23 protein-coding genes and 1 pseudogene are annotated in these 24,335 nt (G+C 52.6%); 18 read left to right on the top strand and 6 right to left on the bottom strand.

What is annotated here, in order from left to right:
• Window positions 1–39: 39 nt before the first annotated feature.
• The 6 genes and pseudogenes from F4V72_RS00470 (at window position 40) to F4V72_RS00445 (ending at window position 3,669) form a co-directional block, all read left to right on the top strand.
• Complete coding sequence (locus F4V72_RS00470; RefSeq protein ID WP_136058085.1) at window positions 40–633, top strand: hypothetical protein; 594 nt, start codon at window positions 40–42, stop codon at window positions 631–633.
• 197 nt (window positions 634–830) lie between these two features.
• The gene (locus tag F4V72_RS00465; RefSeq protein ID WP_136058086.1) at window positions 831–1,403 is read left to right on the top strand and encodes an inovirus-type Gp2 protein; all 573 of its coding nucleotides are present in this window, start codon (window positions 831–833) and stop codon (window positions 1,401–1,403) included.
• A gap of 182 nt (window positions 1,404–1,585) precedes the next feature.
• A complete protein-coding gene (locus F4V72_RS00460) occupies window positions 1,586–2,005 on the top strand; it encodes a putative zinc ribbon protein (protein WP_136058087.1) in 420 nt (139 codons plus the stop codon).
• Window positions 1,993–2,391 (top strand): annotated as a pseudogene (locus tag F4V72_RS00455) (putative zinc ribbon protein). The gene F4V72_RS00460 and the pseudogene F4V72_RS00455 overlap by 13 nt, the downstream one beginning before the upstream one ends.
• Window positions 2,392–2,431: 40 nt before the next feature.
• Window positions 2,432–2,971 carry a hypothetical protein gene (locus F4V72_RS24205; protein ID WP_211361491.1) on the top strand — a complete coding sequence of 180 codons (540 nt, stop codon included), beginning with the start codon at window positions 2,432–2,434 and terminating at the stop codon, window positions 2,969–2,971.
• Window positions 2,972–3,084: 113 nt separating this feature from the next.
• Window positions 3,085–3,669 carry a hypothetical protein gene (locus tag F4V72_RS00445; protein ID WP_136058088.1) on the top strand — a complete coding sequence of 195 codons (585 nt, stop codon included), beginning with the start codon at window positions 3,085–3,087 and terminating at the stop codon, window positions 3,667–3,669.
• Between the two features lie 488 nt (window positions 3,670–4,157).
• Here the strand turns inward: F4V72_RS00445 and F4V72_RS00440 are convergent, their stop codons facing one another.
• From F4V72_RS00440 to F4V72_RS00415, 6 genes are all read right to left on the bottom strand, one after another.
• On the bottom strand, window positions 4,158–4,952 hold the full coding sequence (locus F4V72_RS00440) for a transcriptional regulator (RefSeq protein WP_136058089.1): 795 nt from the start codon (window positions 4,950–4,952) through the stop codon (window positions 4,158–4,160).
• On the bottom strand, window positions 4,939–5,445 hold the full coding sequence (locus tag F4V72_RS00435; RefSeq protein ID WP_136058090.1) for a CaiF/GrlA family transcriptional regulator: 507 nt from the start codon (window positions 5,443–5,445) through the stop codon (window positions 4,939–4,941). Before F4V72_RS00435 ends, F4V72_RS00440 begins: the two co-directional genes overlap by 14 nt.
• Window positions 5,446–5,604: 159 nt before the next feature.
• A complete protein-coding gene (locus F4V72_RS00430; RefSeq protein ID WP_232081655.1) occupies window positions 5,605–6,699 on the bottom strand; it encodes a fimbrial protein in 1,095 nt (364 codons plus the stop codon).
• A gap of 94 nt (window positions 6,700–6,793) precedes the next feature.
• On the bottom strand, window positions 6,794–7,546 hold the full coding sequence (locus F4V72_RS00425; RefSeq protein WP_150342417.1) for a fimbria/pilus periplasmic chaperone: 753 nt from the start codon (window positions 7,544–7,546) through the stop codon (window positions 6,794–6,796).
• 56 nt (window positions 7,547–7,602) lie between these two features.
• On the bottom strand, window positions 7,603–10,092 hold the full coding sequence (gene stdB, locus F4V72_RS00420; RefSeq protein ID WP_150342416.1) for a fimbrial outer membrane usher protein StdB: 2,490 nt from the start codon (window positions 10,090–10,092) through the stop codon (window positions 7,603–7,605).
• 344 nt (window positions 10,093–10,436) lie between these two features.
• Complete coding sequence (locus F4V72_RS00415) at window positions 10,437–11,039, bottom strand: fimbrial protein (RefSeq protein ID WP_232081654.1); 603 nt, start codon at window positions 11,037–11,039, stop codon at window positions 10,437–10,439.
• Window positions 11,040–12,027: 988 nt separating this feature from the next.
• On the opposite strand from F4V72_RS00415, the gene F4V72_RS00410 reads away from it, so the two are divergent.
• The 12 genes from F4V72_RS00410 (at window position 12,028) to F4V72_RS00355 (ending at window position 24,321) form a co-directional block, all read left to right on the top strand.
• Entirely contained in the window at window positions 12,028–12,786 is a 759-nt protein-coding gene (locus tag F4V72_RS00410) for a CZB domain-containing protein (RefSeq protein ID WP_136058092.1), read from the top strand.
• A gap of 57 nt (window positions 12,787–12,843) precedes the next feature.
• Window positions 12,844–13,170, top strand: coding sequence for a hypothetical protein (locus tag F4V72_RS00405; RefSeq protein WP_136058093.1), 327 nt, complete (start codon window positions 12,844–12,846; stop codon window positions 13,168–13,170).
• A 658-nt stretch (window positions 13,171–13,828) separates the two neighbouring features.
• On the top strand, window positions 13,829–14,572 hold the full coding sequence (locus tag F4V72_RS00400) for a type IV pilus major pilin (RefSeq protein ID WP_136058094.1): 744 nt from the start codon (window positions 13,829–13,831) through the stop codon (window positions 14,570–14,572).
• Between the two features lie 88 nt (window positions 14,573–14,660).
• Complete coding sequence (locus F4V72_RS00395) at window positions 14,661–16,448, top strand: pilus assembly FimT family protein (RefSeq protein WP_136058095.1); 1,788 nt, start codon at window positions 14,661–14,663, stop codon at window positions 16,446–16,448.
• 73 nt (window positions 16,449–16,521) lie between these two features.
• The gene (locus F4V72_RS00390) at window positions 16,522–17,043 is read left to right on the top strand and encodes a TcpQ domain-containing protein (protein WP_232081653.1); all 522 of its coding nucleotides are present in this window, start codon (window positions 16,522–16,524) and stop codon (window positions 17,041–17,043) included.
• 29 nt (window positions 17,044–17,072) lie between these two features.
• Window positions 17,073–18,575 (top strand): type II and III secretion system protein, encoded by a 1,503-nt coding sequence (locus tag F4V72_RS00385; RefSeq protein ID WP_136058096.1) that lies wholly within the window; start codon window positions 17,073–17,075, stop codon window positions 18,573–18,575.
• Window positions 18,575–19,159, top strand: a complete 585-nt coding sequence (locus F4V72_RS00380) for a hypothetical protein (RefSeq protein WP_136058097.1) — start codon at window positions 18,575–18,577, stop codon at window positions 19,157–19,159. Before F4V72_RS00385 ends, F4V72_RS00380 begins: the two co-directional genes overlap by 1 nt.
• Window positions 19,160–19,162: 3 nt before the next feature.
• The gene (locus tag F4V72_RS00375; protein WP_136058098.1) at window positions 19,163–19,984 is read left to right on the top strand and encodes a hypothetical protein; all 822 of its coding nucleotides are present in this window, start codon (window positions 19,163–19,165) and stop codon (window positions 19,982–19,984) included.
• On the top strand, window positions 19,972–20,493 hold the full coding sequence (locus F4V72_RS00370; RefSeq protein ID WP_136058099.1) for a lngG: 522 nt from the start codon (window positions 19,972–19,974) through the stop codon (window positions 20,491–20,493). Before F4V72_RS00375 ends, F4V72_RS00370 begins: the two co-directional genes overlap by 13 nt.
• A 20-nt stretch (window positions 20,494–20,513) precedes the next feature.
• Entirely contained in the window at window positions 20,514–22,028 is a 1,515-nt protein-coding gene (locus F4V72_RS00365) for an ATPase, T2SS/T4P/T4SS family (protein WP_269059979.1), read from the top strand.
• Window positions 22,012–23,043 (top strand): type II secretion system F family protein, encoded by a 1,032-nt coding sequence (locus F4V72_RS00360; protein ID WP_136058100.1) that lies wholly within the window; start codon window positions 22,012–22,014, stop codon window positions 23,041–23,043. The genes F4V72_RS00365 and F4V72_RS00360 overlap by 17 nt, the downstream gene beginning before the upstream one ends.
• A gap of 15 nt (window positions 23,044–23,058) precedes the next feature.
• Entirely contained in the window at window positions 23,059–24,321 is a 1,263-nt protein-coding gene (locus F4V72_RS00355) for a hypothetical protein (protein WP_136058101.1), read from the top strand.
• The last annotated feature ends 14 nt before the right edge of the window (window positions 24,322–24,335 follow it).

Below are 24,335 nucleotides of genomic sequence, written 5' to 3'. Positions count from 1 at the left end.
TTCTGCTGCCTGTAATTTAAGCCTTAAGGAAAATAAACAATGAAAGAATATAAACCTCGTTACGAAGAACTTCACAAATATTACCAGGTCTGGCTGACCGACTTTACGAAGTTAACGGTCAGGTCGGGCATGTGTCACCAGAATATCTACCACCACCATACCCTGACGGTTGGCAGCCTCAAGTTCCCGGGAGAGGAAGAGGTTATTGCCATCGTTCCCCAGTGCCTGCATCGAATTATTTATGGCAGAGCTGCAGCATCTTTGACGGTCAATGATGATCTGAGCGTCAGCCTATTCACCCAGGAGCACCTGCTTGCTCACCATCCAATGCTTGAAGGTGTTCTGCTTTCTGAGTGCGTACGTTTAAAACAGCGTCCTCTGGCGAACAAGCTCATCAGTTTGTTCCGGCAGTTCAGCGGTAGCGAGCTGCGTCTGAAGCTGGTCTGGTTGTGCTGGTACGATTTGATGCTGGGTAATTGCCTTGATGACTGGACCGACAATCTCAGGTTCAAAAAAGACAAAGAGATGGATATCTGGATCAATGACCGACAGGCAGAAAACCCTGCGCTGACCGGTCTGATGGACGAGTACGTCTGCTTTGCGTGGCGGACGACAGCCGAACCACTTAATTAGACATCAGGCCAGGTCCTGCAAGGGTTCTGAGGTCAAAGTAGAGAGTGAATATTAATTTGGGTTAATTAATATTATTAAGTTGAAGGTACACCCTTTTACATCCCTCTCAGTAACCCTTGTCAGTGATCTCATCATATCCTCCCACCGGAGGCTTCCTCAAACCTGCTGCTCTCTGCCAGCATGAAAGAATTTATCCTATGCAAAATAAACCTAAATGGGAACCAGACTGGTATCTGGGATCTCTTCTGAACAACCATATCAATGAAATGGTTGACCGCTACTCCTGCCTGCGGGCACTACGCATCGATCTGTTCTATCAGCATCATACTGCTAAATATCATCTGCAAGACCACCGCCAACTTGAAATGGATATCCGTGTGCTGATGGCTGGAATGATGCAGGTTGGCGTTGTCGTGGGTTTCTTCTGGGTAATCGAATGGACGGAAGATCACCACTACCACGCGCATGTTGTCTTCTGGCTTGATGGCAAATACACACAGAAACCCTACATCTGGGCTGAGAAGGCTCGTGAACTCTGGGCGTTAATAACTAATGGTGATGGCTGGCTACACCGCTGTGAGTTTAAGCCGCATTACAGCGCCAGTATCAATATCCCGGTGCATTACGACGATGCGGACAGTATCGCCAATATCCGACAGGTGCTGGCGTATATGGCTAAAACTCAGCAGAAGCATGGCCTGCTGTTGTTTGGCTGCAACGAGGTACCTGAACGACCAGTAACCGGACGGCCACGTAAGACGGACTTCTGAATCCGGCAGTTTTTTACGCCAGAACTCCATAGTGTGACAACCACAGTACCGTAACGACAGCCAGCACAGGCTGACTCCCCTTTCGATACTTCTTAACAGACCCGCCATTCACTCACTGACTATGCTGCTCATACCGGGACGGCTGATGCCTGCGTGTCGTCTGGCGGTAAGGAACTAATACTATGTACGCTAAATCTTTTCTCGCGCTCGACGGTAACGGTCGTCTGACTGGTGCCCGTACCGCACAGACCACCCCTTACGACCGCTATACCTGCCACCTGTGTGGCAGTGCACTGCAATACCATCCGGAATACGACACGGAACGCCCGTGGTTTGAACACACCGCCAGTGGTCTGACCGGGGATGGTCAGCATTGCCCTTACGTGAACCCTGACACCAGCGAAGTCAGGCTGGTGAAACGTCTGCAACGGTGGGTACCACAAGCGCTCCCGGTGGTACGCAAAGCCGACCGGCACTGTACAAACTGCAATTCTGATTATTATGGGGAACGTTACTGTCTGGGCTGTCGCACTGGTGAGCACAGCCACAGGCTCCCTGATGCTGAAAAGCGGACTGCGGAGGTGACGGAATGCGTATGCTGAAGTGCCATCTGGCAAATAACCGTGAAGGTCACTTTGTGACGGCTGAGGAAGCCATGAGCGCACCCGGGCAGGTATGGAGCTGCGCCTCCTGTGGCTGTCGTCTGGTGTTACATGCTGGCGCTGCTGGTGGCCCGGCGTGGTTTGAACACGATACGTAGACTGTGGCCCGGGATGTGCTGATGAACTGTACCTGGCTCGATCCTGAAGTGAAAGCCGAAGCCCGGCACAGAAAACTGCGCAGTATGATCAACGGGCTGGATACGCCTGTGACGGTTCTGTCCTGGTACTGCGTGTGGTGCGAAAACCATTATCAGGGGGATAAACGCTGCGTTCCCTGCGGGACAGGCATCTACAGCATCGAAGACACTGATGCAGGAAACCTGTGACCTCATCCTGTTATCCGCCATCACCCGGAGTAAATCCATAATGACACATTGTCATCCAACGTCCACTGACGCACACCTTACCGGGGGGGATAGTCTCCGTAAGGTCCTTCAGCAGGCCACCGACCAGTATCCACGCCTTGTGGCATTTCAATTGATTCTGCCAGCGGTGACGCAGGATACGGTACTACATTTTCACGACGTTGTTTATCAGCAGGTCAGCGGACTGGCAGCCACCCGTCAGCTAAGCGGCAGACCGGTTCCCCCGACGGTACTGCGCTGGATTTGGGCGTCTCCGCCAGGCCAGACGGGCAGGATGTTACTGCTGCTGAACCAGGACACCTTTTGCCATCCCCGTTATGACAGACCACCGGACCGCTGTTTTGAAACGATGAAGACGCTGCTGCGGGATGCGGTCAGTACGTTAAATGACGTCCGGCACCACCAGCCGCCGGAGATAACCGTGTTCAGGGTGGACCGAACCAGCCCGGCGCAGGCAGACGCGCAGTACAGCCGTCTTCGGGAATGTGCCCTGTCGCTGGCTCCCGCAGCCACTGCCCGTAGTGAACGCATCAGCCCCTGAACCACGATTACACCAGTCTTTCTTTCAGAAATCCCATGCTCAGCATCAAATCAGGGTACCGCCACGTGCAGTGCCGGGTTTGCTGCGCCCTGTACCAGAGGAGAATAAATCCGATGTATAACCCCTGTAATGAAATAACGCCACTCGTTGAAGTTTACCAGCGCTGGCTTAACGACCAGACCCGGCTTGCCGTTCGCTATGGTATCAGTACCCGTAAAACTCACCGCTGGCACACCCTGACGACCACCGGTATCACGCTGGCTGACGGACGACGGGTAGCCATGGTGGTTCCGGCCTGTCTGCTACCGGTTTCACCGGGGGTGAGAGAACCCGGGAATGAGGGGGCTTTTTCTGTGCTGGCCGATATCAGCAGTCTGCGGGCTTATCCGCAGTTACCCGGTATCCTGCTGAGTGAGTGTATCCGGCTGCGGCTTGATGGTTTACATAACTGTCTTGAGCGGGTTTTCAGTCGTCTGAGGGAGCCAGGCCTGCGGGAGTCCCTGACGCTGCTGTGCTGGTATGAGCTGGTGAATGGCCTGCAAAACAGCGACTGGCTGTATCTGCCGGGATTAAGTGAGCAGGAAGTGAAGACATGGGTGGTTACGCGGTTGTCGCAGTATTCATCGCTGTACGGCGTAGTGGATGAATACGTGTTCTTCTCCTGCTTTGGTTTCTGGTCTGAGACCGCTCCATGTTAATGCTGCCGAAACATTACCTGGGGAGTAGAAGGTAAAGTCCGGGCTCCTGGCTGCATATCCGCACAGTGATAGATTGCCCATTCGGAGCGAATCGCTGACAGATGTTCCGTGTGAAAACACAATCGATCAAAACGGAATACGCAACATGATGAGAAAACCTTATTTTAATAACGTTGATACAGGGAAAGTCATTCACCTGTGATGAGTTTGTTATAACCGTATTACACAATAATAACTCACTGCAATCTTTTGCCACTGTATTGCCTCGCTTGCGGTTTTTTTGTAACCACGCTTCATGTCTGTAATTGTTTGTTGCCTGTATTCTTACTTATATGCCGGTGTTCCATTGTGTTAAGTCGCCTGTCTTTCTTGCAGGTGGCCCGGATATAAACAGGGGCGTGTACTTTTTGTTCTCGTCAGCGAGGGGGGGGGATAATGGCTGTTGACGGGGTTGTTGTTAACCGGGGGCCATCAGCCATCAGCTGCGGTTACTCTTTTTGACGCCCGGAATCTTCAAATCCGTACATGTTGTTTATTTCATCCGGAGGAATGAAAGCGGTCCGCTGTTTTTCCGGACAGAACCGGGTGCCGTAGAGAAGTTCATACAGTCGGTTTTTCATGCCCAGTTTTACCAGCAGCCGATATTTATCCTGCCAGATTTGCTTCTCGTTCCTGTTCAGTACAGCTGTCATTTCCGACAGTGAGTACTTCCCTTTGTAAACCTCCTCCAGCAGCTTCTGCTGCTCAGGTGTGATACCACAGTTTACGGTGGCCCGGAACATCAGTAAGGCCATGTAGTTCATCAGACGTTTCGGGTGATTAAAAATCAGCGGAACCGCGAATAATCCTGTGGCGGGTTTTGGGTCAGCCAGAAAACTGGTCAGTCTGCTTTTAACCCGGGAGGACAGTTTTTCGTTCTGCCTTATACGTGTCACTATGACGGTGAGCTCCTGGTGCAGTACCGCCGGCAGCTCCCCCCAGTTGTGCAGAACCACCCGGTCACTGAACAGCAGTTCATCGCTGATAACCAGGGCCGGATGATACAGCAGTACCTCTTTAAGGGCATAGAACAAAAAAATATGTTCACGGGGACGCAGGCACAGCACCAGCATTGCCTCCGGCTTTCGGTGCAGTTGCTGCAGCAGTTCAGGCAGTGTGTACGTGGTTTCACACTCACTCCAGGGCAGAACTGCCCGGCTCAGATGTGCCACAGCACTCACCACCGGCCAGCAGTCACCGTGAATAATGACCTGCCGGGCCGGCATCCGGTTACTCCCCGTCATCCTCATCCTCCTTTTTCAGTATTTTTCCTGCGTTTCTGTTACTGCGCAGGCGGTTCCACAGTTCATTCGCCTGCGCACTGTCACCATTCCCCACCCGACGACGTGATGCCGGTGGCGTTACCGTCCGTTCACGCCTTGCCGGTGCCGGATTTTCCAGAACACGCACGACAAAAATCTCATAGCGTTGCGCTTTATTGGACAACGTCTGGTGGCGGCAGACGCAGACCACCCGCGAGGCTTTATTTCTCAGGTAGGACATCAGGTAGCTGGCCCGCCTCGCAGTAATGTGAAAGGCCTCCGATATCTGCCCGCGCTGAACCCAGTCCTGTTGCTGCTGACACCAGTGCGCCACGATGATATACAGGGGTTCGCCGGCATACTGGCGAACACTCTCCGGAATAAAACAGGCATCATGATTTGTCTGTCCGGGATAATGAATGTCATTATCCGCTGCCGTGTATTGCTTCTTTCTGTGTGTATTGTCAGGGCACATAAAAACCTCGTTATCATGATTAACGAAAAAAAGACCGGAGGTAATTAATATCTGCAGATTTATAACTTTATATATTCATATATGAATACAGTCATATGTTCATTATTTTACTGGCGGCATCCGGCGGGCGTTAATCATTCAGTTCCCCGCCGGAGTCCGTCAGTAATAACTCACCTTCACCGTCACCTGCGTCCTGTATTTCCCGGTTTTTACTGGTTTACCCGTTGGTAACAGGGTGGCAGTATATTGTTTATTTACTGTAAATATACCATCGTGGAATTCCCCCAGTTTGTTGGCAGGTGAAGCTTCGGGCAGGGATGCACTCTCGTTATTAAACGTAACGAGGTTTCCTGCAGGGTCAGATATTTTCAGCTGAAGACCATTATTCTCATTGTTTTCATTCTTCAGAATAATCGCTTTATTGTCAGAAGACGGCGTTCCGCCACTGTTAATTAAAAAAGCCACTTTCAGCGGAAGCTGCAGATAATAATTCCCGACACCTTCATATGGCCCTGTGAGCTGGTTCTTTCCACAGGCCGGGTCACTGTCAGCGCTGGCCCGGATGGAAAAAGTACGCGGCAGGGAAAAATTGTTGTCCACATCCGAGGTTATCACCGGCCCAAAATCCACTTTGTTCGTGCTCAGGCCGGCCTGCACGAAACAATTCGGCACATACTGAATTCTGGTTGCCGTGGTGTTAATTTGTATAGCGGAACCTGTTTTATTCAGGTGAGCATACAGTCTGAATGACGACAGCGGAGGCACAACATAAAACCCGGAGGCTATTTTTCTGTTTACAGTCAGTTTCAGCCGGATAGTCAGCGTCCTGTTTCCGGTATGCTGAATACCGTTACCCGTTGATATATAATCGCTTCCGATACCGACATAGTCGGGGGACCCGGTGAAATGGTCAAAGACGGCCTCCCCGCCACCGGATGAGTCAGACAGATGAATCTCTAATTTCAGCCCTGCCTTATCCAGTGCATCTGTTAAAGGTTTAAGGTCCCCAAGACGGGCGAACGCCACCCGGAGGGCAGTGCCGGGCCGGGTGAACCCACCGTACTGGCACTGGTAGTCAATGGTATACGGCGGGCTTGTGTACAGAACCGTACCGGGGCCCGGGGCGGTTTCCGGTGCGAAACTGACTGACGGGGGAACATTCAGAGTTACCGTTCCGCTCCCCCCCGTCGTGGTACACATTGTATCTGAGTCAGCGGCATACGCATACCCCGGCCCGGCCAGAACAGACACCATCAGCAGCCACCGCAACAGCGCCGGCAGGTTCAGCCTGCAGCTCTGCGCAAACGCTGTCCGGTCATCCCGTGTTTTCATTGTTCCATTCCCGGCCTTAATCATGAATACGCTCCCGGAATGTGCATTCCCCCGCCGTACAGGTAAAACGGTTCATTCTCATTGCCCCGTAATCATCCACATTGCCCACCAGTATCCGGTCCGTACCGGCAGGCAGGACGGTATTCAGCGTCTGCGATGAAAACGGCGCCACCATCGTTCCTTCCTTAAAGCCCGCCAGCTTCTGCTTCGGGTTTTGTCCCAGCCAGACAAGCGTGATGTAATACGGCGTCGGATTTTTCAGCGTCAGCGTTCTGCCTGACTGCAGTACCTCCAGTTTCTGCTCGGGCGCGGCACTCCCTTCCGCAGCCAGCGAGGCCGGGCGCAGGAACAGTTTCAGCTGGCTCTGCGTGGCAAGCTGCAGAATATTTTTGCTTTTGTCATCCGGTGCGGGCGGAATTTCCCTGACGTTGAAATAAAACAGACTCTCCCGGTCCGCCGGCAGCGGGGCGGCACCACTGTTCTGCACCCGCATGATCCTGACCCGGGATTTTTTCCCCGCATCAATACGCTGCAGCGGCGGCAGCGCCATCAGTACATTCGTCGCCTTTCCCTGACTGTCCTCCACCCATGACTGCGCCAGATAGGGCTGGTCCCGGCTCTCATTACTCAGCCCGACGGAGACCGCCTTCGCATCGCTGCTCATGATGATGCGGGTCCGGTCAACATTAATGGCCGCCTGACTGACACCGGGCCCGGCAAGGGCTGCCACCAGGGCGGCAATGAGTCCCGCTTTCTGTCTGTTGTTCACCTGTTCTCTCCGTATGAATAATGTTGTATGTCTGCCACGTGCTGTACGCCTGACCGTTACCGACAGGGGAGCAGCAGCGCGCCCTGGCTGAGATTCGCGTTCTCCGGCAGGGACAGCCGGCACTGCGTCCTGCCGTTCCAGGTCACGACCAGAGCATTGCGCTCTGAAGCATCAATGCCCGTCAGGTAGACCAGCCCGTTATCACCGACCATTCCCGCCGTTTTACCGGTTTTCTCCGGGACCACCTGCGCCCCGAAAGGCGGACTTTTCCCGTCAGCCAGCCGGATATGCCCGAGAACCTGTTCCCCCCGGCTGGTCTGAACAGGCCAGTAGCCGACCGCCCCTTCCGTCAGCACCTGACTGACCACCGGGTCAGTCACATCCACCCCCGCCGGCAGGGCGGACACATCCACGGAGCTGTCACCCGGACGATAGCTGCTGCCGGCACTCACCACAGCAATGCCGAAACGGTTGGTCACGCCATTGCCACTGTTAACCGGCACCCCGGCCACGCCCCCGGTGTCAATCATCATGCGGGGCTCATTCCCGGCCATTGACTGACTGAAGGCAGCGCCGTGAGCCGTGGCGGTCAGTGAGCCGTACCAGTTCAGTCCCAGACTGCGGTACTGGCCGGGCTGCAGGGTGAAGTCCGCCCCGGCCTGACCATAAGGCAGGCGGCTCTGAACGTTGCCGCTGAAGCTGTTACTGCTGCCGCTGTCATACTGACTGTGACCGGCACTGATATTCCATGTGGTGTCGGGACTGTGGAAATCGCTGTAGTTCAGGGTCTGCTGCATACTGCCCCGGTTATCCTTCTGCATGCTGTAACTCACCTGGCGGCTGTCGCCCCACGGGACGCTGACTGACAGCCAGACCTGGTTCTGCGTCAGGCTGTATGCCGTCTGGTTGCGGGACAGGGACAGCGACAGGTTAACCCCGTGAACGGCCCCGATATCTGCCGACTTACTGACCGACAGCGTCCAGTTATTACTGCCGTCAGTATTCCAGTAGCTGATACGGCTCAGGGACAGGGAAGCACTCATGCTGAGCGCTTCCAGGTACTGGCTCCAGCTCACGGAATAGCTCTGCTTTTCATCCTGCAGGTAATTCCCGTCATACCCGGAGCGTGCCAGGTATTCCTGAAGGGAGATGAAGTGCCGGTCGGAAAAACGGTATCCGACAAACGCCAGCGTGCTGCCGGTGCTGTCGAAGGTTTTGGTGTAGTTAATCCGGTAGCTGTAGCCCGTCTGGCGTGGCGTGTGTGCAGACGGCAACTGCGCCTGTGAGCGGGTGACATCAGCCGATATCGCCCCCAGAATGCCCATGTTCTGCGCCGCACCCAGGGCCAGCGCCTGGTAATCCCCGGTGGAGGCAATGACCCCGCCGTACAGGGAGGTGTTGTTGAATGCTCCCCAGGTGGCTTCCCCCATCATAAAATCGGGGCTGACCGTGTTGTTGTTATGCCGTCCGCCGTACAGCGGGCGGCCGGCCGCCACCTTGTAGCGAACCTGTCCCTGACGGGCCATAAAGGGTACGCTGGCAGTGTTGACCTGCCAGGTGTGAACCGTCCCGTCGCTTTCCCGGACACTGACATCGAGGTTTCCACTGATGTTCTGACTCAGGTCCGGCAGGATAAAGGGACCGGGGGAAACCCGGGTCTGGTACAGAACGCGGCCGTTCTGGCTGACGGTGACCTGCGCGTTACTGTTCGCAATGCCGCTGATTTGCGGGGCGTAGCCCTGCAGGGAGGACGGCAGCATCCTCTCATCGCTGGCCAGGGTGATACCGGCGAAGCGGAAAGAGTCAAAAATGGCGGAACTGAGATACGTCTGGCCGAGCGTCAGCTTTGAACGCAGCGACGGCAGCGGGCGGAACAGATACGTCTGCGGCAGCCAGAAATCAGACTGCACGTTCCCGTTTCCGCTGTCATAGCGGTTGTACTGGTAATCGCTGCGCAGGCGCCAGGCGCCGAGGTTAAATCCGGCAGTGCCGTACAGGCTGTAACTGGTGGAAGTGTCACCATGATGCGGCATGTACCGGTTCGCCATCAGGTTATAGTCGAGCAGCGCTGCGCTGACGCCATCATCCCAGCGGGCAGGCGGCACCCAGTCAGGGTCCTGATATTCCATCCAGGCCTGGGGCAGCGTGACGGTCAGGGACTGATTATCCGGCGAGTACTGCACCCGGCTGTCCGCCGTGGTCAGGTTCAGACACCGGCCGCCTGTCCCTTCCACCGGAGCAAGCTGACGGCGGCTCTCCTCTTTCAGGCCCAGCATATCTGTCAGCGCCGGAGTGATACAGAACAAAGAACGTCCGTCGCCGGCGTCCACTGCGGTGACCGTATACTGACTGCGGATGAGTCTGTCATTGAGATAAATATCCAGCAGGTAATCGCCCGGCGCGACATAGCCGTCCCGGCTGAAGGCAGATAAATCCACGCTGCTGTGGTCACTGTTTTTCAGAAAACCGGCGCTGAACTCCGTCGCCAGTACCGGCAGCGACAGTATGTTCAGGGTAACCAGCAAGGCCAGACGTTTCATTTTCATGATATATGTCGTTATCTTTTCACCGGAATGTCATATAAGGGAAATCTGTACACACTGCATACGCATATAAACAGGTAAATAATAAGTATGTTTAAATCTGTTCAGTTTAAATTTATTCATATGCGCAGAAATATAATCCACCGGATAAATAACAGGTATCCGGATAATCACGGACAATAAATAACCAGCCGGTTATCCGGACGCCTGAAAAAGAAAAATAAACAGCCTCCACACGAAATACCGTGTTGTTACGGTTTGTGCGGGTTTAATAAAAAAAGAACCGTTTATTTTTTGTTGTTTATTTGCTTTTTATATTCCTGATTAATACCGGACTACCGCCTGTATCAGAAATAATGCAGTTTATAGGTGACTGTGGCACCGACACTGCCGGCTTTGGCTGCTCCGGTAATAGTCATCATGCGGGCATAGAATTGCAGCTTATTGGTTGACGAAGTGGTATCGAGCTGAATATCACCCTCTGTGGGGCTGGTTTTTGTCAAATCCACAGGCGTAGAGGCATCACTTTTCAGGAGCTGAATCACCACATTTTCTGCCGGATTAGTGGCACTATTTGCTATTTCCCCTTTAGTCGCATCTCCGTTTGCCGGGGCCTGAGCATTCGGGAACGTCACGGATACTTTTGAATATTGAACAGTCGTACTCCCGCTAGCTGGCTCATCAAATGAGCATCCTGTCAGATTGATGGTGACCGGTACTGCACTGGAGGTTTTATCTGCGCCAGATAGTGTTTTTAAACTCACCTGACCCAGGTTTACCTGAATATTCTGGTCGTTCGGCACAATGCTGCAGGGCGCATCAATAACAGAGCCGGTGAACTCTATCGTTCCCTGGCCTGCATCAGTTGTGGCGATAGGTGCTGCAAAAGCAGGTACGGTACTCATCATGGCAGCAACGGTGGCTGCGGATAAAAGCGTTTTTCTGAACATAATCTTATTCCTTTGGATAAAAGCACTAAAAATAAAATCGTTTTCCCGAGTGAGGAACACAGCAGACATGATGTGGAACTGGTTCATTTGAGTATGAGCAGGGACGCAGTTAATTATTTGCAGGCTATCCTTAATAATCTATGAACCCATTTTCCGGAGTGAATACCCCCGGACAGATAGATATTAAGGGAGCGCTCAAATAATCACCTGAACACACATCAGCGGACACTGTGTAGTGCAGTTATAGGAAAATTCTCAACCTGATTACATTAAAATTAAACGATCGATAAGATCGATATAATCAATCGTAAATTAGGAATAATACTCAAAAAAATATTTATCAGAATAATTATTATCGTGAAAACGATAAGTTAGGTAACTGGCTGAAAACATAAATGACAAAAACACGGGGGCGGATGAGGGAGGATGTGGCTATTATAGTTGTAAAAAAATCAACAGAGCTAAATTCTTAATAGTCCCTTTGAATATATTTTTTCCCTTAATCACGTACTTTATTTGTGGTTTTTATGGGATTTTATACTGAACAGTAAATTTTATTTAAAGCTGACGGTCACCCCCGGAACAGGTGGGAGCAGAAAATGAAACTGGTTCTCATTCGGAGTATTTTTTTTAATTAATGTGATTTTCATCACATTCATGAAAGGGCCACCGACGAAAGAAGGAGGTACACGGGAAGTGCCGACATTGTTTCTTTCCGGTAAATATACAAAGCTTATGGAGAGATAATGGTATGTTCACCCGATAAATCCGGGCTGCCATGGTTCGTTATAACCGGGCGTAACGATCGACATATTCGATCGTTACGAACAGTATATTTAATTTTTAAAGGGTACCTGACGGACATAAAGTAGCTCCGGTTCTTTCATAAGATGATTTTATAGAAGCGAATTCACAGGCTGATAATTATTGCTTTATCAAAGGGATAAAAAACAGAACGAGGTTTTTATTGTCGAAGCGTGGAGTATTTATGGCACCTGAGAGTAAAGAGAAACTGCAGTATGTCTACAGGCTCCAGCAGAGTAAGCTGGTCAGTATTGGCCACCTGACTGAGAACCTCAGTGGTATCCGGAGCAGTCTGGAAAGCTTCTGCGATGAGCAAAGAGAGCTGGCCAGCGAACTGGAGAGTTGTACCAACAGGTGTCGGGTGACCATCAGACGCCTTGAGCAGAAAGGTAATAAAGATAACAGTAATAAAGAAGAAAATGCCGGAAATGATGACGAGGAATACAGGGCACTGTCTCCGGCGAGAAAGAAATCGTTTTTACACACTCTCCGGGAAGTACATGACACATCATCGTCAGTTGCCGGGAAGATTTACAGATTGTCTTCCGCTCATAAATATTCTGCAGAGTTACTGGACCTGTCGGTGATTATGGTGAAACACTTCCTCTGGCGTGAGCGGGTGTTTATGGCCATCATTCTGGGGGGGTATGACAGTGAGGTACTGAAACAGGTCAGTATCAGAAGTTGTGCGCTGGGCAGGTGGTATGACGACAGGGGTAAAAAAGCGTATTCTCATTTACCGGCGTATCGTTTGCTCGGAGAGGTTCACTCCCGTTACCATGATGTGATAAATGAACTCGTTGATAAAGGTGCGGAGAGAATGACATTCAGTGAACTGGCTGCGGAATTAACAAAACTGGAAGTGCTGGGTCAGCAGCTTGTGGGACTTATTGGTCAGATACAGCACCATGTTGCATTGTTGCAGGATTTACAGACTGACTGATTTTTTCTGGCAGATTTTTGTATCCGTACGGTTCTGCTAAATTTACAGTTTACAGGTATGTTTGTTGCTGTTGGCACGGTACAAAATGACGATTCTGTCCGGATGAAGTTCCACAGATACCCGGCCTGGCTCATTCTCTCTTATTCTGATCTGAATTGTCAGGCCATATCCGGGAAAATCTGGCTGATAAGTCATATTTTGCCGGATTCTCCCGGCGCTGCAGCTTTGATTGATGACGTTACTGTTCAGGACCGGATGGGTAATCGTATCCGGGTTTTTCTGACGCAGAGATATCCCGCACCGGTGCGTTCCCGGGCTGTGATTGATTTCCCCACCCCGGTGGTACATATCTTTTCCCGGTTCTCCCTCACGACGGGGCGATAATCTCCCTCAGGCAGACACAGTTCCGGGAGACTCAGGCACTGACAAAAATACAGGAGCCAGTTCTGGATGGGGCCACTGACAAAACCGCAATGTGATGCCCTCCTTTATTTTTTTATTACGATAAATGAAATCTGTGTTTATAAAACATCAGGAAGTACAGCACTGAGCATATCCCTTCCAGCATAAATACCCTGCCGGGTACACCTGAGCGCTTCAGTCTGGTTCCAGACTTACGAAAAACAGATATGTGAGATGATCTGGATCATGTTTCTCTTTATAAAATTAAATGGTTACAAATATAATCAGCCTGAAAACCATCCCGACGTCTGATGCCTTATTAAGGCAATTCACTGTTTTATCGACTTTTTATAATTTCTTACGGAATAATTCGTTTATTGTGATGAATATTATCGATCTTATCGATCGATAATTCGGTCTGTAATTTCAGGAGCAGAAAACATCATCATTTTTTTCAGATTGTTCTGGATGGAAATAAAGGAGTGTCCGTACCGGGAAAAGAGATAGCGTTTCAACCTGAGTGAGATTGAGGATCTGTCAGCACTGTATCATTCATTACGATGAGTGGTGGGTTATTTTATATTTATAAATGAGGTTCAATATGAAAACAATTTGCCTTCGGGACATCAGAAAGCGTTTTATGGCACAGCCAGAGAAATATTTAAATCTGAAGAAGCAACGTGGTATGACTCTTCTGGAAATCATTATTGTACTGGGTATTATCGGTACCATTGCCGCTGGGGTGGTTATTCTGGCTCAGCGTGCGTATGACTCCAAGGCAATGACTGACCTGACAACTAATATCAATACTATTCGTACCGCAATGAAAGATGCTTATGGGGCAACGGGTATTTATCCATTGCCAGCAGGGACAGCCACGGCCGCATTGAATGACCAGACAATAAATGAGGCCGCTGGTCAGGCAACACCTATCGGGAAACTGATTGCCCTCGGAAAATTATCTGCGGATGAAGCTAAAAATAATATTTCAAATGATTTCATTAGTACAGGGGCCGGTGATATCAGTGCCAATGGTGTTCAGAAGGGGTATTTCATTGAGATTAATGGTCTGAATCAACAGCAGTGCCGTAATATCTTACTCCAGGCAGGAAACAGCTTCGATTATGTTGAGGTTACTGATAATGCTCCTGCAGGTGCGTATCACTATAATAATACTTCAGTTAATCTTGTTGACGTGCTTACTGGTGTCACTCCCGCCGTGCCGGGAGCAGATGCCACTCACCCTGGAACACCAGCCATTTTAACCGGCTCAGGTGTTTTCCGCTCTCTGGTAACTGGTGGTAACACGCAGATTACCGCTGATGGTGTCATTACTGCATGTAGTGACAACTCGAGTAACAGCGTAGTTCTCGGTAGCCGTTGATTTTATTTGTTTCATCAGTGCTCCCCTGCCGGGGAGTACTTTTCATCGTGGATAAATACAGGAGTATATCGTGGTGAATGGGACCTTAATGAAAAAAAAGATAATAAAGTCCCGGGGCTTTTCACTGCTGGAGGTTATTTTTGTTCTGGCTTTCCTGGGGATTATTTTACTGGCTGCCGGGAACTATGCCCGTAAATTAATTGATGAGAAAACCCGCCAGACTGCTGCTGATGCTGTGGCCCAGGACGTTTATGGCACCCTGCAGTTTATTAATGCGGGCAGCATTACCGCGACCATTAATAACGTCACGAAAAAAATCATCAACCCCTTATATCAGCAACCGGCTGACCCCATATCTGAAGACCCGGCAGATATTAACACGCTGGGCATACAGAAGAATCCTCTCTGGCTGGCTCATCCCGGTTCATCAGCAGAAGCCTCCAGCCAGAGTGTCTCTCCATATATTGCCCGGTCATGGTCAAAAAGCGTGACCACACCCGTTTCAAACGGGTTGCAGGTCACTGATCCTGACACAGGAACAACCTATTACAGTCATTCCCTGAAATGGAGCCGGGCTGTCTGGGGGCCGGATTCGGTCCGGGGATATTTTACAGACAGTGCATGTGCCGGTGCTTCAGGTCATGTTTACTTCAATCAGCAGTTTTTAAGCTGTGATGAGAATCCTGTGCTGAGAGGCAGTGAAATTGCCATTTCACGTATTGATTTGGTCAGCGACAAAGGTACCGTCAGCCGGCCTGCGGGGGCAACCACCGCCGTCCCCGTCGGCATTGACCGGGTGGACGTGTACATCAGTTTCTCCCCGGTGGATAACAATCCGGCCCGGATTGAGCAGTTTATCACGCCGTTAATGACAGCGTTCAGGCTGAAGAAAATTACGCCGAATGCGAATGCCATATATCTGGTCAGGCAACAGACTCCGGCGGCCAGTAATGCCTGGACATTACTGGATAAAACCACGGGGCAGCCGGCGACCCCGACAACCCCGGATGTGAACCTCGCTCACTTCAGTGACCTGCCGGACATGATTGACAAATTACAGCACGGACAGACGTATGCCATCCGCTTCAGTTTTGACGGTAAAGGGGATTATCTCAGAACTGACGGTCTGAACTCTGCAGATAAAGTCTGCTGGAATACAACGACTGGTGCCGCCGGTCCCTGCCTGACCTCGCCTGCGCAGGACGCCCTGGTATTAAAGCAGCGTCAGAATATTCATGAGTTCGCAAATCTGCAGGTGGGGGATGTGGTTTCCAGGGGAAACCGTCTGCTGGCTGACGGGACGACCGCTGAGGAATATTACACTTCCCCACAAATCAGCTATGCAGCGTTCGGTAATACCGGACAAATCGCTCCTTTATTCCGGAACCCGGCTGATGGCGCGACAGACTTATGTTCGGCAGATAATGCCTGTGGTCTGCCGGGACCGGATACGGATGAAATTGCGGATACTCATAATGGCGCCATTGCGGTTCCGGTACAGACCTGTCCCCGGAATGTGGTGGATGGCAACGGTACGCATGTGGATATGTTTCCCCGGCTCAGCGCGTCGGTATCCTCCGTCGTTTCCGGTATGAGAAAGGCGCCTGACGGAACGATCAGCCCGAATAATCCTGGCCACTATTTTGATAACCAGTCCAGGAATCTTGTGGCCCTGAGCCGGAGTGATGTTTCCATCAACCGGCTGGGGGGGAGTGTCCTGCAGATAAGTCAGTCGGCCGATGGCGCCACATGGCGAATTGCCGCCATGGTGGGGACTGAAGATACCGGCGTTGCCGGTCATCCCTGGCAGTATTATAACCCGCCCTGGCTTTCCGTCATGATAACGACCTGGTGCAGTTCTGTTCAGCAGCCCTGAATATTCTCCGGGCAGGGTGGGGCTTATTTATTTTCTCTGAAATATTGCCGGTATTTAATTAATGGAAGAAAAGATGAAAGTAAAAATAATTTCCGGGATTGTACTGATGACGCTGTCATCGCTTTCCATGGCGGCGGTTCACGCCTCTGCCGGTACCTCCGCGAACGACCTTTCCCGCAGTCCGTTTCAGGCGGACAGGGACAGGGCACGTATGCAGCCAGGATACCCGGCTCCGACGGTATCTGCCGCTCAGCAGGACAGGAGTACAACGGGCACGCCACCTTCTGCGGGTCAGCCTGCGGCTGTGTCTCCCGGACAGCAGGCTGTCGCCGGGGCATACAATCCCTGGCTGACGATTAACCTGCAGGAAAATCATCTGCTGAGTCAGGATATTGATGCCTGGGCCAAATCACAGGGGATGCGCCTGCTCTGGAACAGTAACCGGGATTACCTCATTTACAGTGCCATTCACCTGACCGGAAAAAACCGGGATGAGGTGCTGAACCAGCTGGGGCAGCTGTTCCGCTCCGAGAACTATGGCCTGGTGGTCAAACTCTATGAAAAAAATAACGTGCTCGTCATTGACGGTCAGTAAGACAGGACGGAAATAAGGATCCTATTACGATGAATGTTAAACACACGCTGTCCTGTCTCATGGCGGTACTGCTGCTTCAGGGGTGTACCACCGACTTTAATCACAAATATACCGATAAGGATTTGCTGGACAGCAGTCCCGGCCTTCAGGGGCTGGACGCTCAGAAACAGCAGGCTTTCATGAAATATGACACCTCGTTTCTGGGAAAACCGGTGGTGTACAGTGCAAAACAGCAGCAACTGCTGGCAAGGCATGTGGAGTTCCGTTCTGAAATCCCGGTGTCAATTAATACGGTGCTGGAGACCCTGTCTGCCCAGACGAAAACCAGTTACCGGCTCAACGACCAGCCCCCGGGGAAAAACACACAGCAGGATAACCCGGGGGGAGAACCGCTTATCCGGGATAACAGCGTGAACTTCTCCGGTACCTTTGAGGAGTTCATGCGCTATCTGTCTGCGCTGTATGACGTTACGGTCACGCTGACCGACGACAATATCCTGCAGGTGAATGTCTACAACACCTATGCCCTGAAGCTGGACTTCTTCGGTAAGGATAACCAGTACGATTCAAGTCTGGATCTGTCCGGCAATGAAGCTATCAGCGGCGGCGTGAAGGGTAAATCCGAATCCAAATTCCAGAGTACCTTCTGGGATGATGTCACCGCCATGGCGCAGAAATACGTTTCCAGCGGGGTGTACAACGTCTTCAAGGATGTGGGCGTCCTGACCTTCAGCGGCCGGCCGTCGGAGTACACGGCTCTCGCGGGTATCCTGAAGGATTACAAGCAGGCCAACAGCAAACAGTTTGTCATCACCTACAAGGTGTTCATTCTGGACAAAAAGAAGCTGCGTAATCTTGACGGCGAACTGGGGCTGAAATTCAAAAGTGGCGGTACGTCACTTAACCTGAACTCCGGTCTGATTGGCACGCCTTCCGGCGATATCTATTTTGGTCGTGACTTCTACGCCGATGGCCGTCTGGGTGTGGCGGCGAAGCTGGACGCACTCTACCAGCTTACCGGCAGTAAGGTGCTGCAGAGCGGCACCATGGTGACCCGCAATAACAGTCCGGTTCCCCTGAACCTGACCGAATCCCAGAACTATGTCTCCGGTATTACCAGCACGCTTTCTGACACGATTGGCGGTTCTTTCAGTTCGTCAGTCACCACCGACACCATCACCACCGGGACCAGCGTCATCCTGACCCCGAGGGTACTGTCCGACGGACGGGTGGAGCTGACGTCTGCCTACACCAAAAAGAACCTGAACGGGATTGATGTATTCCCGCAGGGGGCGACCAGCGACCAGAACCAGGTGCAGTTACCCAATATCAGCACCACCGAACTGTTCAACACCGTGGATGTCACGCCGGGCTCACTGATCATTGTCGGGAAGTATGAAACGAAGGTGAATGCTGACGACCAGGGGCTCAAGATTCTGGGCGGGAACCTGAACCGGAATGACTCAACCTCCACCGTGGTGATGGTGGTCGGGGTGGATTATTACAACAAACCGTTCCAGGAAGGCCGGTAATGCTGACGGAAATCATGAAAGAGCACAGGCTGCATACCGGCACCTGGTGGGTTCCGTTGCCGTCCACCACGCATGCGCAACGGACCCGGGCGGTCCGCAGTCTGCTGGAGCGGCAGTATCGTACCGTCACCTATGATGTGGCCAGTGAGAATTCAGACCGGCCGGGGAAGAAAACTGAGCTTCCGGAGGGGCGTGAATTCAGGGGGCTGACAGAACACCACTCATCGGCCCGGGAGCCTCTGGCGCTGTATATCCGTCTGCTGTATGGCGACGGGATATTTTATTCCCGGACCGGTGACGGGATGGTCTGGTTACTGATTGTCAGTGATGGCGTGATTGTGCCGGGCACTGACTGTCTGGTCAGTCCGCTGGTCTTCGACTCGCTGATGGAGGACCGGAAGTTCAGCCAGTACAAGGCACTGGCGGTCAGGGAGCTTTCTGACGACTGTGCGGACGAGATACTGACGCACTATCAGGCCAACCAGCAGCGACTGAAAAAACGGCGTTACTTTTTTTATGGCGCACTGGTGTGTCTCGGGCTGGTTCTGCTGGCCATCCCGGCGGTATTCATTTTGATGGGGTAGATTATGAGCCGTTCACTATATAACTGGTTATACCGGGACACCCTGTCGTCACGTGGCCGGACGGCCCTGTTGTTCGGAGGGGTGGTGATACTTGTGGCTGCCGTCGTCGGCGGCACCTGGTATTACTTCCATGCGAAAGCGGTGGAGAAAGAGGAACAGGCCCGCCGGGCGGCGCTGGTCCTTCAGCAGAAGCGGACCAGTATTCATAACTTTTATACCACCGCCCTGAAGGGCGCTGATGTTCGCGGTTTTCTTGCACTGTATACGGAAATCCTGCGCAGCCGGCAGCCGATAGAACTGGCCGGATTCCGGGAGGACAGTTTCAGTTGCACCACGGAGAGCTGTAGTTTTTCCTATCTCGCCGGGCAGAACACCGTGTTCAGCGTGCAGGACAAGTATTTCCGGAACGTGTCCTATGCCCCCTCCTTTTCCCAGGAATCGGTGGATTACACCGGTATTCCGTCAGGAATGAGCAGCAATCCGGTTCTGGAGGCGTTTAACCGGCAGGAAAAAATCAGTGAGCCGGCCTGTAATGACATCCTGAACTATGTGTACAGCTATAACTCCCTGGTGGAGGCCGGGCAGCGTTTCACCCTGAAGGCACTGCCGGCATCCTCCGTCAGTGCTGACGAGGCGTCGCTGCCGGGCAACCCCGATAACCACGGGCTGCTGGCTGGTAAATGGCAGGTGTCACTGCCGGATAACTACGTCAGCGTACACGCGTTCTGGCAGAACAGGCCGTATTCCTCTTCCTTTATTTTTCAGTCAGTGGCCGGGAAAAAGGGCATCCTGGATATCAGTGGGACATTATTATGCAAAAAATAAACATCATTCTTCCGGCGTTATTTCTGGCCTCTTTTTATCTGCAGGCAGCACAGGAGGTGCCGGCCGTTTCCATACCTCAGCAGGCAACCGGCATGGCGACACCGGATGCTCCCCCCGTTACTGCCGGTCAGGAGCAGATAGTGCGGGCCCTGCAGGATGACATCGCGTTTGAACAACAGAAACGCCAGTTAAGTAACGAGCTGGCGCTGGAGAAACTGCGCGCAGAGCTGCAGAAGGTTCGTGGTGAGAATGCGCCTGCGGTGACCTCGATGCCGGTGGCGCCGCCGGTGGCCACTCCGGTTCACGATGAACCCGTTGCTCCGGTATCCCGGGCCGCTCCGCCATCGGTGGTACTGATTTCACAGGTAGCCGGGGTGTCCCGGGTGGGGGTATCGGTCAACGGACAGCTGCAGTTTGTCGGACGCCACGAAACGTTTCCTGCCAACGGGAAAAGGTACCGGCTGGTGCCGGCGAAGAATAATCAGCTGACGGTCCGGGAAGTGAAGTGAGTGTACTGACCACGGTTGTGATGCTGGATGAATCGGTACTGGCCTCGCCTGACTGGACGTTCCGGCAGCCGGAAGAGGGCATGCTGTGCGGTGAGAAGGATGGCGTGAATTATCTGCTGGTCAGCGACCTGCGTATCGACACCCTTGCTGCGGTGCAGGTGGATTATGAGTACCTGACCCGGGTGAAAAAGGTGTCCTGCCAGGGCGCGGCACTGGTGTCCGGAGAGCTGTATTACCAGATTCTGGAAAACCTCACGCTGTCCTCACTGACGGACAACCAGAGCAAGTCCACGGAGATACAGCGTCAGCTGGAGGATTTGCTGACGCATGCCACCTCCCTGGGGGCCAGTGATGTACACATCACCCGGCGGGAGGCTATCGCCACCGTGGAGCTGCGTATTAACGGGGTGCTCATTCCGGATGAGCAGATGCTGTCCACCCGGTGCGATGAAATGGTGTTTGTGCTTTACAACGTCCAGGCCAGTACCAAGGAGACCACGTGGAACAGGAGTGTGCCGCAGAGTGCCAACATTCTGTACACCCTGGCCGGGCGGAAATACCGCTTCCGTTACGCCCACTTTCCCATCTTTGGCGAAACGGACGGCTGTTATCACGCTGTACTGCGCATCATTCCGTCGGGGGTGCGTAAAAGCAGCCTGATTGACCTGCGTGAGATGGGGGTGTCTGAGGATGAGGCCGGCGACATGCGGCGGATGCTGAGTAACCCGTACGGGGCTTATCTGGTGTCCGGGACCACCGGGTCGGGTAAGTCCACCACCCTGAAGGTGCTGATGGAGTGGATGCAGCACTACCGCTATGACGACAAGGGCAGCTTTCTGACCATTGAGGACCCGGTGGAGTATCAGATTGCCGGCGCCAGGCAGAGTTCGGTCCTGGATGCGGATGACGGTGGCTTTCATATCGCCATCAAATCCGCCCTGAGGCGTGACCCGGACGTGCTGATGGTGGGGGAGATTCGGGACCCCGTTTCTGCAAATGCCCTTTCGGGTGCGGTGGAAAGCGGGCACTACTGTTTCACCACGGTGCACGCGGGCAACATTGTGACGCTGCTGCAGCGCCTGTCCGCGCTGGGGATGACCAGCGACAAGCTGTCCACGCCGGGGTTCATTGCCGGTCTGCAGTGCCAGAAGCTGCTGCCGGTGCTGTGCGACCACTGCAAAAAGCCGCATCCCGGGGCCGTGCTGGGGGGCAGAACCTTTGATGTGTATGAGCGCAACCGTGACGGCTGCGAGCGCTGTAACTACAGCGGGATTTCCGCCCGTCAGCTGGTAATTGAATATATGCGCCCGACGGACCCGGAGCTGGAGGCCATATCCCGTCAGGACTGGTATGGCGTTTACAGCCAGTGGCGAAGAAAACGACAGACGGTCAGGACGCTGTCGGAAGGGTTTGACCTGCGTGAAAAGGCCGTGGCCTGCGTGCTGGCCGGACGGGTGTGTGTGCTCTGGTTCGGCCTGGAGTTCGGGGACGTGGAGCCGGAGAATCTGGAGGTGTTACTTGGCAAAATTCACTAAGAAACAGCGTTTTTATCTCTACCAGTTCTGTGCGGACATGCTTAAGGCTGAGCTGCCGCTGTATGACTCCGTCGTGAAACTGCAGACAGAAGGCAGAACCCTGCTGGGGGCCGGCTTTGTGAAAAAGCTGCAGGCATTTCTGGACAAAATGGCCACAACGGAATCGGTGGCGGGGGTGTTTGAGGGGTTTGTGCCGCGGGTGGAGCTGGGGGTGATTTACTCCTCTGAAAAAAGCGGTGCCCTGGCTGAGGGATTCCTCAGTATCGTGGCGACGCTGAAGTTCGAGCAGCAACTGCGCTCACAGCTGATAAAAGCCGTCACCTTCCCGCTGATTATGCTGTGTCTCGCCCTGGTGGTGATTGGCGGGTATGCGGTCAAGGTGTTTCCGGCCTTTGAGAAGGTCATCCCGACCAGCCGGTGGCCGGGCATAACGCAGGTGTTGTACAGCTTTGGGACTGAGCTGTATCAGGGGCTGTGGATACACATCATTGTGGCCTTTGTGGTGGTGGTTATTGTCATCCGGCTGGTGATGTACAACGTCACGGGGAGGCTGCGTAACAACATCCTGGACCGGGTGCTGCCTTTCTCCACCTATAAAAGGATGTCGGCCTCCCTGTTTCTGAGCAGTCTGTCAGCGATGATGCGTAACAATATTCCGCTCAATGAGTCGCTGGATGTTATCCGGCTCAACGCCAACCGCTGGATGAAGAGCCACCTGGCCATCATGCAGAACAATATGGCGCTGGGCCAGCCCTACGGGAAAGCCATGAATACCGGTCTGCTGGGGGCGAGTGAACTGCTGAACATCAGTCTGTATTCCAGCCTGCCGTCATTCTACGACGTGCTGCTGTCCGTCTCGGAGAGGGCCAGGAAGGATATTGCGGAGAACATCGAATGGCTGGCCGGCATTCTGCGGTCGCTGGCCACGGTGGTACTGGGAGGCTGTGTGGTCTGGGTGTTTGCTGCGCTGTATGCCCTGTCAGACGCGATATCACAGATGAGTTCCTTTCATTAAAAGAAGGAGAGAGAGATGAAGAGAATTAACACTTCACTGAAAAAGACAGGGATTTTATTTTCTCTGGTGCTGCTGTCGCCGGGAGTGATGGCGGCAGAGAATCTGAACTTTAACTACACCCGGGCGGGTGCGCTCAGTCTGGATCCGCGGATGTCACTGCAGGCAAGAGCCTGTCACTCAAAAGGTGACCCGATAAATATTAATTTCCGGCTCAACAGTCTGAGACAGGGTACCCCGCATATCACGCTGGCCATTAAAGGAAAGAGTTACAGTAAAAGTTACAGTGTGTTTCCGGCAACAAAGAGTATGGCCGGTAAGGCGGGTGCCGGTGATTTCACTGTTCCGTTTAGTATAAAAAAGAACGGAACAGCCAGTGGAGCAAACGTAGTCACAGTACATCATGACGCCGTTCCGGCACAATTTGGGGAAAAGTTTTGTTTTATGAAGGCGACGGGAGGCAAGATCGCGGTCCTGGAGAACACCCCCGGTTTGCCCGGGCACAGCTACGAACAGGTTTGCAGGAATAAACCCGTAACACTTGACCCCCGGTTTAACTGGGGCGGAAATCCCAATGGTGGTGCGCCCCAGCCTGATTATATTCCAGACAGCATAATATTTAATCATGTTTTTTTCACAAGCTATACGCCAGGAAAGCCCGCGCGTGATGAACAGCAATGGCAGGATGTTAGCGGGCCCGTGTCAGACAACGGAGACGTCGTTTCTGAGCTTTATGGTTATGCGCTCCCCATCCCCCAGATGACGGATGGAGGAAACTTTACTTTTAATCTCAGCAACAGGAATATCACAACGCTGAGGCTGGATATTAAAGTTAGTGGCCAGGCTGTGTATACCTGGTTATGGGAAAAATCAAAAGACAATCCAAATATACTGCGTCTGACCTATACTAATCCCGTCCAGGTGCCGATGATTAGTCCCGGCCCTGCCGACAGTAACAGTGACCCGTATGCCAGAAATCATTTTTATACGGGGAATAGTTTTTATAAAGGCACGCTGGCGTCGGAAAACTCACTGAGTCAGAAATATACAGATTATATAAAAAATATTATACCGTTATCATTGCCGTCAGACAGTAACGGGAACATCAATCTTGTTAATACCGACAGCCTGTCATTTGTATTGCAGAAAAATGGCGATCCGGATGCATCTCAGGGCTTTATGAAGCTCAGTGTTTTCGGTCAGCCACTGCAGTTCGGGCCTCTGAAAGTAAACGATAAGGATGTCGCCAGCGCCATGCAGATAAGAAATGCCTGTTACTGACCGCGGGAATAAAG

This window comes from Salmonella enterica subsp. diarizonae (assembly GCF_008692785.1).
Classification (GTDB): Bacteria; Pseudomonadota; Gammaproteobacteria; order Enterobacterales; family Enterobacteriaceae; genus Salmonella; species Salmonella diarizonae.
The sequence above is the reverse complement of the archived record's forward strand: the minus strand, read 5'-3'. Positions and strand labels throughout refer to the sequence as shown.

Coding starts and splice junctions, on each gene's coding strand:
- F4V72_RS00470 (WP_136058085.1), top strand. CDS start 40: ATGAAAGAATATAAACCTCGTTACGAAGAACTTCACAAATATTACCAG.
- F4V72_RS00465 (WP_136058086.1), top strand. CDS start 831: ATGCAAAATAAACCTAAATGGGAACCAGACTGGTATCTGGGATCTCTT.
- F4V72_RS00460 (WP_136058087.1), top strand. CDS start 1,586: ATGTACGCTAAATCTTTTCTCGCGCTCGACGGTAACGGTCGTCTGACT.
- F4V72_RS24205 (WP_211361491.1), top strand. CDS start 2,432: ATGACACATTGTCATCCAACGTCCACTGACGCACACCTTACCGGGGGG.
- F4V72_RS00445 (WP_136058088.1), top strand. CDS start 3,085: ATGTATAACCCCTGTAATGAAATAACGCCACTCGTTGAAGTTTACCAG.
- F4V72_RS00440 (WP_136058089.1), bottom strand. CDS start 4,952: ATGACGGGGAGTAACCGGATGCCGGCCCGGCAGGTCATTATTCACGGT.
- F4V72_RS00435 (WP_136058090.1), bottom strand. CDS start 5,445: ATGTGCCCTGACAATACACACAGAAAGAAGCAATACACGGCAGCGGAT.
- F4V72_RS00430 (WP_232081655.1), bottom strand. CDS start 6,699: ATGGTGTCTGTTCTGGCCGGGCCGGGGTATGCGTATGCCGCTGACTCA.
- stdB (WP_150342416.1), bottom strand. CDS start 10,092: ATGAAAATGAAACGTCTGGCCTTGCTGGTTACCCTGAACATACTGTCG.
- F4V72_RS00415 (WP_232081654.1), bottom strand. CDS start 11,039: ATGTTCAGAAAAACGCTTTTATCCGCAGCCACCGTTGCTGCCATGATG.
- F4V72_RS00410 (WP_136058092.1), top strand. CDS start 12,028: ATGGCACCTGAGAGTAAAGAGAAACTGCAGTATGTCTACAGGCTCCAG.
- F4V72_RS00405 (WP_136058093.1), top strand. CDS start 12,844: ATGTTTGTTGCTGTTGGCACGGTACAAAATGACGATTCTGTCCGGATG.
- F4V72_RS00400 (WP_136058094.1), top strand. CDS start 13,829: ATGGCACAGCCAGAGAAATATTTAAATCTGAAGAAGCAACGTGGTATG.
- F4V72_RS00395 (WP_136058095.1), top strand. CDS start 14,661: ATGAAAAAAAAGATAATAAAGTCCCGGGGCTTTTCACTGCTGGAGGTT.
- F4V72_RS00390 (WP_232081653.1), top strand. CDS start 16,522: ATGAAAGTAAAAATAATTTCCGGGATTGTACTGATGACGCTGTCATCG.
- F4V72_RS00385 (WP_136058096.1), top strand. CDS start 17,073: ATGAATGTTAAACACACGCTGTCCTGTCTCATGGCGGTACTGCTGCTT.
- F4V72_RS00380 (WP_136058097.1), top strand. CDS start 18,575: ATGCTGACGGAAATCATGAAAGAGCACAGGCTGCATACCGGCACCTGG.
- F4V72_RS00375 (WP_136058098.1), top strand. CDS start 19,163: ATGAGCCGTTCACTATATAACTGGTTATACCGGGACACCCTGTCGTCA.
- F4V72_RS00370 (WP_136058099.1), top strand. CDS start 19,972: ATGCAAAAAATAAACATCATTCTTCCGGCGTTATTTCTGGCCTCTTTT.
- F4V72_RS00365 (WP_269059979.1), top strand. CDS start 20,514: ATGCTGGATGAATCGGTACTGGCCTCGCCTGACTGGACGTTCCGGCAG.
- F4V72_RS00355 (WP_136058101.1), top strand. CDS start 23,059: ATGAAGAGAATTAACACTTCACTGAAAAAGACAGGGATTTTATTTTCT.